Below are 8,279 nucleotides of genomic sequence, written 5' to 3'. Positions count from 1 at the left end.
ATGTGCGGCAGGTTGCAGACCGTCTCGACATTGTTCATGATCGTTGGCTTGCCGTAGAGGCCCTTGATCGCCGGGAAGGGCGGTTTGAGCCGGGGCTCGCCGCGATAGCCCTCGAGCGAGGTCAGCAGCGCGGTCTCCTCGCCACAGATGTAGGCGCCTGCCCCGCGGTGCAGGATGACGTCGATCTCGTAGCCCTTGCCCAGCACGTTCTTGCCGAGGTACCCCGCCTGGCGGGCCTCCTCGATCGCGGCCTCCAGCGCCTCGTGCTGCGGCAGGTACTCGCCGCGGATATAAATGAAGGCGAGGTTGCACCCGATCGCGTAGCTGGCGATCAGGATCCCCTCGAGCACCTGGTGCGGGCTCTTTTCGATCAGGTAGCGATCCTTGAAGCAGCCCGGCTCGCTCTCGTCGGCGTTGCAGACCAGGTATCGTGGATAGACGCCCTTGGGCAGGAAGCTCCATTTGTTGCCCGTCGGGAAACCGGCGCCGCCACGGCCGCGGAGTCCGCTCTTCTTGACCAGCTCGACCAGCTCGTCGGGCTGCATCTCGAGCGCCTTCTTGAAGCCGGTGTAGCCCCCGGTCCGTTCGTAGACCGCAAGCTGTTCGAGATTCTCGGTGTGAAAGTCCTTGGTGAGGACTGGCTTGAGTCCCATCAGTTCTGCGTCCTCTTCCCTCTCGGCCGCGCGGCGACGGCCGCTTTCTCGGGCTTTGCGTCGAGCGGCGATAGCTCGGTCCGCAGCCGATGGATGATCGCGTCGATCCGCTCCGGCGTCAGGTCCTCCTCGAAGTGGTGGTCGACCTGCATCATCGGCGCGCCGCCGCAGGCCCCCAGGCATTCGATCGTCGAATGCCAGGTGATCGCCCCATCCTTCGTGGTTTGGCCATCGCGGACACCCAGCTGCTGCCCGAGGTAGGCGGCCATCTCGTCGGCGCCGCGCAGCATGCAGGGCGCGTTGACGCAGATCACGACGTCGTGCCGGCCCTCCGGCCGGGTGAGGAACATCGAGTAGAAGGACGCGGTGGCCTCGATCAGCGACGGCGGCAGGCCGAGGATCTGCGCGATCTCACCCATCGCCTCTTTGGTGACGTAGCCTTGCTCGTGCTGCACCGCCCAGAGGGCCGGGATGATGGCCGATTGCTTCGACGGGTAGCGCGCGGCCCGCACCCTGATTTCCTCGACGGTCGGCTTCGCCAGCGCCATCAGCGGTCCACATCCCCGAGGATGAAGTCCATGCTGCCCATGATGGCGATGACATCGGCCAGCAGGACACCCTGTACCAGCTTCTTGAGTGGTTGGAGGTTGCAGAACGAGGGCGGGCGGACCTTCATCCGGTACGGCTTGTTCGTCCCGTCGGAGACGAGGTAGAAGCCGAGCTCACCTCGCGGACTCTCCACGAAGGCGTAGACATCACCAACCGGGCCTTTGAACCCTTCGCTCACCAGCCGGAAGTGGTGGATAACAGACTCCATGCTCTTGCTCAACTCGCTCCGGGGGGGCAGCGCGACTTTGCGATCGTTCGTCAGCCACGGGCCCGAGGGAAGGCTGTCAATGACCTGCTGCAAGATCTTCAGGCTCTCGCGCATCTCCTGGACGCGAACCCGGTAGCGGTCATAACAATCGCCGTTCGTGCCGAGGGGCACCTGGAACTCGTACTGCTGATAGCCACAGTAGGGGAAGGCTTTGCGGACGTCGTAGTCGACGCCGGAGGCTCGCAGCATCGGCCCGGTCACCCCGGTCCTGATCGCATCCTCGCGTGACAGGGCGCCAATCCCCTCGAGGCGCTGGTGCCAGATCGGGTTGTCGGTCAGCATCGCCTCGAAGTCGTCGATCCGGCCCGGCATGACGTCGATGAATCGCTGGAGCTGGTCGAGCCAGCCCTCGGGCAGGTCCCAGGCGACGCCGCCGACCCGGGTGAAAGAGGTCATCATGCGAACGCCCGAATAGGACTCGTTCAGGTCGAGCACCAGCTCGCGGTCACGCCAGGCGTAGAAGAAGCCGGAGTAGACGCCGAGGTCGAGACCGGCCGTGCCCAGCCACAGCTCGTGGCTGGCGATCCGTGCCAGCTCCATCATCAATACCCGGATCGCCTGCGCCCGCGGCGGCACCTCCACGCCGATCAGCTTTTCGATGGACATCACGAACCCGACATTGTTGATTGGTGGCGCCAGGTAATCCATACGGTCGCTGAAGGTGATGCCCTGGGTGTAGGTCTTCTCCTCGAAGGACTTTTCGAAGCCGGTGTGGAGATACCCGATGTCCGGGTCGGCATCACGCACCACCTCGCCGTCAAGCTTCAGCCGCACCCGGAGAACGCCGTGCGTGCTCGGATGCTGCGGGCCCATGTTGAGCTCGATCCATTCTGTCGGCGGCTCGTGCTCCGGGCCGAACGGCTCGGGAGCCGGGCCGGGGCCGAACGGTTCCTGCGCAATGCGCGTTTCAGCCACGGATCGCGTCGGGCTCCAGCCCTTCAAGCTTCTGGTCGCTGAAGATGACCGGTTCGCCGAAGGAGACATAATCCTTCCGCAGCGGATGGCCTTCCCAGCTCTGCGGCATCAGCAGCCGGCGCAGATCGGGGTGGCCGTCGAACTTGATCCCGAGCAGGTCCCAGGTCTCGCGTTCGTGCCAGTTCGCGGCCGGCCAGATCTCGGTCAGGGTGGGCACATGCGGCTCGGGCATCGCAGCCGTCGTCTTGATACGGATGCGGGTCTTGTTCGCCAGCGAGCGCACCTCCCACACGACGGTGAACCGAGGATCGCGGGCCGGCCAGTCCACGGCGGTGGCGTAGAGGAAGTAATCGAAGCCCTCCTCATCCCGCAGGTAGCGGGCGACGTCGACGACCGCGCTCGGGTCCACCACGATGCTCAGGTCGCCGCGGAAGTCCGAACTCTCTCGCAGCGCTTCTTTGAAGCGGCTGCCCAGGTTCTCGACGAGCATCAGCGGGCGTCAGGCGGGGCGCTTGACCAGCGGCTCGCCGCGGATCTTGCGCTGCAGCTTGACGACGGCATCGATCAGGGCTTCCGGCCGTGGCGGGCACCCGGGGACGTAGATGTCGACCGGCACGATCTTGTCCACGCTCTGGACGATCGCGTAGTTGTTGAACATGCCGGCGGAGGAGGCGCACGCACCCATCGCAATCACCCACTTGGGTTCCGGCATCTGGTCGTAGATCTGGCGGAGCACTGGCGCCATCTTGATGGACACCCGCCCGGAGACGATCATCAGGTCGGCCTGGCGGGGCGAGGCGCGGAAGAGCTCCGACCCGAAGCGCGACAGGTCATGCCGCGGGCCCACCGTTCCCATCATCTCGATGGCGCAGCAGGCGAGACCGAAGAGCGCCGGCCAGATCGCGCTCGACCGACCCCAGTTGATCACCCGGTCCAGCGTGGTGGTGAGCACGTTGTCGCCCAGCGCATTGAGCGGCGTAGGTCCAGCCGCGCGACCGGTCGGCATCGGGCCTGGACGAAGCGTCAGTTCCCCCATTCGAGCGCTCCCTTTCGCCAGACATAGATCAGCGCGACCAGCAGGATGGCAGCGAAGACCGCCATCTCGGCAACCCCGAACCAGCCCAGCCCCTTGAGGATGACCGCCCAGGGGTAGATGAAGATCGCCTCGACATCGAAGATGATGAAGAGCATGGCGGTCAGATAGAAGCTGACCGCGAATTTGCGCCGGGCGCCCGAGCGGGGCACGATGCCCGACTCGTAAGGCAGGTCTTTGGCCGCGGAGTCCCGGTGGCCGGCCAGCCAGGGTGGAAAGAAGAGCGCAATGAGGCCGAAAACGAAGACCGCGGCAAGAAAAATGAGCAAGGGAAAGTAGTCGCTCAGCACGGTACGCGGCTAGTCTAGCAAAGAGGTTTCTGAATACAGACGGCCGATTGATTGCCGGCGCTCGAATCAGGTCAACGCCCTATGGGCGCAGGTCCTCCAGCTCCCAGAGCGCGCCCGGGTGATGCGGCGGAGGGAACCGACCATCCGGATTCTCCTCCCGAAATTGGCGGGAATGCTTGCGGAAACCGCACACGGTGCACGTGTACTGGCCCGCCACTGGGATGGGATCGCCCGGCTTGAACCGATCGCCGATCCGAAATCCCTTGCCGGGCTCGTTCCGCGGCGCGGCCCCGCCGGGGGACCAGGCCCCGCTACCCACCAGAGGGCGCGGTGGGACACCGCCGTTGGCATCCGGCTTGGCCGAGGCGGCCGAGGGGGCCGCGGCCGGCTTTGGGAAGTACGGCGCCGCCGCCCCGGGCTTGCGCGGGTCGCGGGTCCAGCCCAGGGCGTTGATTTCCCGCAGCCAGCGCTTCAGATAGACGCGCTGCTTGACGTCGCTGACGTCGACGATTTCCTCGAATGGGATGAAGAGGTCGGGCTGGCCGGGGTGCACCACCCGCATGTAGGGCTCGGTCGACACGAAGAGCGCTTGCGCGGACTGCGGCGGGCCGTCAAAGATCTCCCGCACCACGCCGAGCTCACCATCGCGCGCTTCCACCGTGTCGCCCACGCTGACGACCCACTGGACTACGGGCATGAGAAATCTCCCACAGTCATGGAATCGCGCGTATTCTAAGTCACGTGGCCGACGAGAGGTTCGGGCCCAACACCGCCGAGGTCGAGGCGCTGTTCGAGCGGCTCCGCCGGCTGACGCCCGATGAGTGGGAGCGGGTGGCCAAAGCAGCCCCCGGGGTGGGCGCGATACCCGACCTCGAGGTTAAGCAATCCCCGGAATACTTCCAGGCCCTCGAGGCGGCGACGCGGATCGCCAAGAGTGACGTCTTCCCTGGATCAGAGTCCGCCTTTTACGACGCGATGCGCACCGCCCAGCTGGTCGCCGATGCGAGCGCGTTTCAGCCGTCGACGCGGCCGGAACCCGCCAGCTCGACGGTCGTCGATGAGCGGCTGCCGCCCGATGCGGAGGCCGAGGCCATCATCCGCATGATGTCGACGGCGTACGAAGAGGAGTCCTGGCGCCGCGTCATGAACGCCTGCATGGTCGCCGCGGGCGCGCTGGTAGTCCGCGACTGGCTGACGCCCGGGGGCTATCAGCTGCTCTGGCAGCCGATGCAAATCGATACATAGGCTCGCGCAGTCGTCTCACCGCCCAGGCGCTCGCGATCTATGGGTTGACGGTCTGGGTCAGAGTCGCCGCTGCGGTATTGTTCTGATAGTTGCCACCAGCTGCCGTGTAGACCGCGGTGATGATGTGGCTCCCTACCGTCAGGGTGCTGATGGTGCAGGACGCCTGGTTGCTTGCGCTCCCTGTTCCAAGTGCTGCGCTGCAGAGGGTGGTAACGCCTTCCATGAACGCGACCGTTCCGGCACCAATGCCTGGGTTGGCGAATGTCGAGGTGACGGTGGTGCTCAGTGTGATGATTTGGCCGTTGGCGCTGGGGTTTTGGTCGCTGCCGGCGGTCGCGGTTGTGGTTGCCGCCGGATTGACCACCTGGCTGAGCGTCGCGGCGGCGGTGCTGTCTTGGTAGTTGCCACCTGAGGCGGTATAGACCGCGGTGATGGTGTGCGCCGCCGCCACCAACGTGCTCACCGTGCAGGCCGCCACGTTCATCCCGCCACCTGTTCCCAGGCTGGCGCTGCAGATCGTGTTCGGACCTTCTTTAAACGCGACCAAGCCGTCACCCGAGCCGGGATTGAGGTCTGGCGACGTCACTGTGGCGCTGAGCGTGATCAGCTGGCCATAGGTACTGGGGTTCTGGTCGCTACCGGCCGTCGATGTCATGGTTGACGCAGTGCTCACCGTTTGGCTGAGCGTGCTGGCGGCGCTACTGTTCTGGAAATTGCCGCCGGGCGTCGCGCTATAGACGGCTGTGATGTTGTGTGCTCCAACAGCCACGGTGTTGGTCGTGCAGGCCGCTTCATTGGACGTGCTGCCCGTCCCAAGGGCGGCCGAGCAGAACGTTGTGGCTCCCTCGGTGAACGCGACCGTCCCGTCGCTTCCGCCCGGGTCGATGCCGCCGGCGACGGTGGTCATCACCTTGGCACTCAGGGTGATTGCCTGGCCGTAGGCCGTTGAGCTCGCGGTTGTGGCCGCCTGCGCTGTTGTGGTGGGTGCTTGCGTTACGGTCAGGGTCGCCGTTATCGGGACCCCCAGTGCGGCCGGCGCGGGGGTGAAGAAGTGGTCGGGATCACCCGCGTAGCTCGCCTGGACGCCGGCAGGGTATGACCCGGCGTTAATCGTTCCGAGGTTCGCGAGAAGTGTCGCGATACCGGTACCGTCCGTGGTGGCGGTCCCGGTGGCCGACCCGTTGAGCTTGAAGGTGACGGTCTGGTTTGCCAGGTCCACCCCATTGGACGTGAGATGAGCCGTAAGCGTCGCCTTCCCGCCGTAAGCACCATTGGCCGGCGAGGGAACCAGCATCGTCGGCATGATCGATGCACTGAATGTCTTGCTCGCGGGCGTCATGAGGTTGCTGTCCGGGTTGTTGAGGTTGGCAACTGCGTCGTCGACCTCCGGTGGGACACAGTCGCGGCCGCCCTGTAGGGTAAGGGTTTTCACCCCGGCATTGAAATGCGCCAGGTCAAGAACGAACGGGTTGGGCGACCAGTTGTGATCCGTCGTCCAGCCGTTGTTGGTCAAACCCGTCGTCGTCAGGTTGAAGCCCTGCGCAAACGGTACAACCGACGTGTTCATCTGGCGGTTCGTCGCTGCGGCCAGCGCCACGTTGCCGATGCCGTACGCCGGATCCCCGGACAGATCGGGTGCCGCCATCGGGTTGTCACTGGTGAGGGTCAGGGTTGCGGATGGCCGCTGGACGGTGAGAGCGCCGTTCGCCGCAACCGGGCCAGAGATCTTCGCTGCGACGCCGCCTAGCCAGTCATAGTTCGCGTGAAGGTTGCTGTTTCCGACGAGGTCATTGACTGAATTGTTGTAAACATCGCTCTGGCTGACGCTTCCCGTGTCCGCGGCGACACCGGTACCGTTTCCCCGGATGCTCGAACAGGTTACGGTCAACGGGTTTGGACCGGAGCTGGAAAGGGCGGTTCCCGCGAGCCTGTAGAAGGTCGCCCCGCTGACATCGAGTTTCGCGTTGATGATGCTGAGGCCGGCGGTTGCGTAAAGCACCTTGCTGCTGATAAACGTGCTGTCTGCGGCGCCGATATTGATCCCGTTCCAATCGGTCGCGGCTGCGAGCGTGGCCGGCAGCGTCGGGCACGCGTCTGGAATGAAGACGGAGTGGCAGGCCGGCAACCCCGGATTGTCCCTGAGACTGGTGAAGGTCGTGCCCACTGACTGAAGGCTGCCGCCGTTGATGTTGATGCCGCCATTCATGATCTTGACGATGTCGCCTTCGGTTGTCACCAGATCACCATCGACGACCAGCGGGCCGTCGAGGAGATAGCCGAACGTCACATCGGTCGCGGAGGCGGCGACGGCCGTGATCCAGCTGAGCTTCTTCGTCGCCTCCCCGTGGAAGACGATCGCATCGAGTCCGGTCCACTTTCCGGTATTTCCCTGAATGATGGCGCCTGTACCGCTCGTCTCGAAGTCGGCCTTGACGCTGTTCAGATAGATGGCTGGGTAGCGAAGTGCAGTCGGCGGCGGCAGCGCCGACTTGCGCACGTGATTGGTCGTGAGGGTCAGCTGGTCGGCGCCGACGAGGCGGATGCCGTAGGCGCCGGCGTCAGTGATCGTGTTGTTGCTGATGACGGTCGGCTGTCCGGAGAGGCCGTTGGCGATGATGCCGTCCTTACCCGTGCCATCGATCTGAGAATTCGTGACGTTCAGCCGGACGCACGTTCCTGGGGTCGATGAGCAGTTGGCTGGGCTGAAGAAGCTCGCGACGATCCCGTTGGCTCCGACGTTTTGGATCGTCCCGTCATCCACCGAGAAGGGTGTATCGAGGCTGTTGACGCCGTCCTTGCTGGCATTCTTGATCGTGGTGTTCGTAACCTTCAACCGGAAGTTGTCCGGAACGAGCTCGGGGTTGGCAGGGATGGGCCCGCTATCGAGCGAGATACCGGTGTTCGCGTAATTGATCAGCCCGTAGGTGATGGCACCGGTCCCTTTGAGGCCGGCAGCGTTGCTCGTGATCACCAACCCTCCCCAGTCGCCTGGCCCCGGGCTGCACACAGAGACCAGGACCGAGGGACACGAGACGGCCGCCGCATCCGAGCGGTCAACCGGCAAACTGGGGGCGCTCGGATTGTCTTTCAGGCTGGTGAAGATGGCGTTGTTGCTCGTCGGCGAACCCCCTGCCAAGCCGGTCGCGGTAATGTTCCCGCCGTTGATGGTGATCGGTCCGCCGAGTGATTTGACGACGGCGCCCTGC

9 protein-coding genes are annotated in these 8,279 nt (G+C 64.8%); 1 reads left to right on the top strand and 8 read right to left on the bottom strand.

Going from position 1 to position 8,279, the window contains the following annotated elements; translation table 11 throughout:
• The 7 genes from VHK65_03960 to VHK65_03930 form a co-directional block, all read right to left on the bottom strand.
• The coding region (locus tag VHK65_03960; protein ID HVS05305.1) for an NADH-quinone oxidoreductase subunit F at nucleotides 1–653 on the bottom strand (653 nt) is incomplete at its 3' end.
• The gene (locus VHK65_03955) at nucleotides 653–1,201 is read right to left on the bottom strand and encodes an NAD(P)H-dependent oxidoreductase subunit E (GenBank protein ID HVS05304.1); all 549 of its coding nucleotides are present in this window, start codon (nucleotides 1,199–1,201) and stop codon (nucleotides 653–655) included. The genes VHK65_03955 and VHK65_03960, both read right to left, overlap by 1 nt.
• Nucleotides 1,201–2,343, bottom strand: coding sequence for an NADH dehydrogenase (quinone) subunit D (gene nuoD / locus VHK65_03950; protein ID HVS05303.1), 1,143 nt, complete (start codon nucleotides 2,341–2,343; stop codon nucleotides 1,201–1,203). The genes VHK65_03955 and nuoD overlap by 1 nt, the downstream gene beginning before the upstream one ends.
• Nucleotides 2,344–2,437: 94 nt before the next feature.
• The gene (locus VHK65_03945; GenBank protein HVS05302.1) at nucleotides 2,438–2,935 is read right to left on the bottom strand and encodes an NADH-quinone oxidoreductase subunit C; all 498 of its coding nucleotides are present in this window, start codon (nucleotides 2,933–2,935) and stop codon (nucleotides 2,438–2,440) included.
• Between the two features lie 9 nt (nucleotides 2,936–2,944).
• Nucleotides 2,945–3,451 carry an NADH-quinone oxidoreductase subunit B family protein gene (locus VHK65_03940; protein ID HVS05301.1) on the bottom strand — a complete coding sequence of 169 codons (507 nt, stop codon included), beginning with the start codon at nucleotides 3,449–3,451 and terminating at the stop codon, nucleotides 2,945–2,947.
• Between the two features lie 17 nt (nucleotides 3,452–3,468).
• The gene (ndhC, locus tag VHK65_03935) at nucleotides 3,469–3,828 is read right to left on the bottom strand and encodes an NADH-quinone oxidoreductase subunit A (protein HVS05300.1); all 360 of its coding nucleotides are present in this window, start codon (nucleotides 3,826–3,828) and stop codon (nucleotides 3,469–3,471) included.
• A 79-nt stretch (nucleotides 3,829–3,907) separates the two neighbouring features.
• The gene (locus VHK65_03930) at nucleotides 3,908–4,525 is read right to left on the bottom strand and encodes a hypothetical protein (GenBank protein ID HVS05299.1); all 618 of its coding nucleotides are present in this window, start codon (nucleotides 4,523–4,525) and stop codon (nucleotides 3,908–3,910) included.
• Nucleotides 4,526–4,569: 44 nt separating this feature from the next.
• On the opposite strand from VHK65_03930, the gene VHK65_03925 reads away from it, so the two are divergent.
• Nucleotides 4,570–5,073: a hypothetical protein gene (locus VHK65_03925; GenBank protein ID HVS05298.1), complete on the top strand. Its 504-nt coding sequence runs from the start codon at nucleotides 4,570–4,572 to the stop codon at nucleotides 5,071–5,073.
• 37 nt (nucleotides 5,074–5,110) lie between these two features.
• Here the strand turns inward: VHK65_03925 and VHK65_03920 are convergent.
• A partial coding sequence (locus VHK65_03920) for an Ig-like domain-containing protein (protein ID HVS05297.1) occupies nucleotides 5,111–8,279 on the bottom strand: 3,169 nt, incomplete at its 5' end.

Source organism: Candidatus Dormiibacterota bacterium (assembly GCA_035544955.1).
Lineage (GTDB): Bacteria > Chloroflexota > Dormibacteria > CF-121 > CF-121 > CF-13.
The sequence above is the reverse complement of the archived record's forward strand: the minus strand, read 5'-3'. Positions and strand labels throughout refer to the sequence as shown.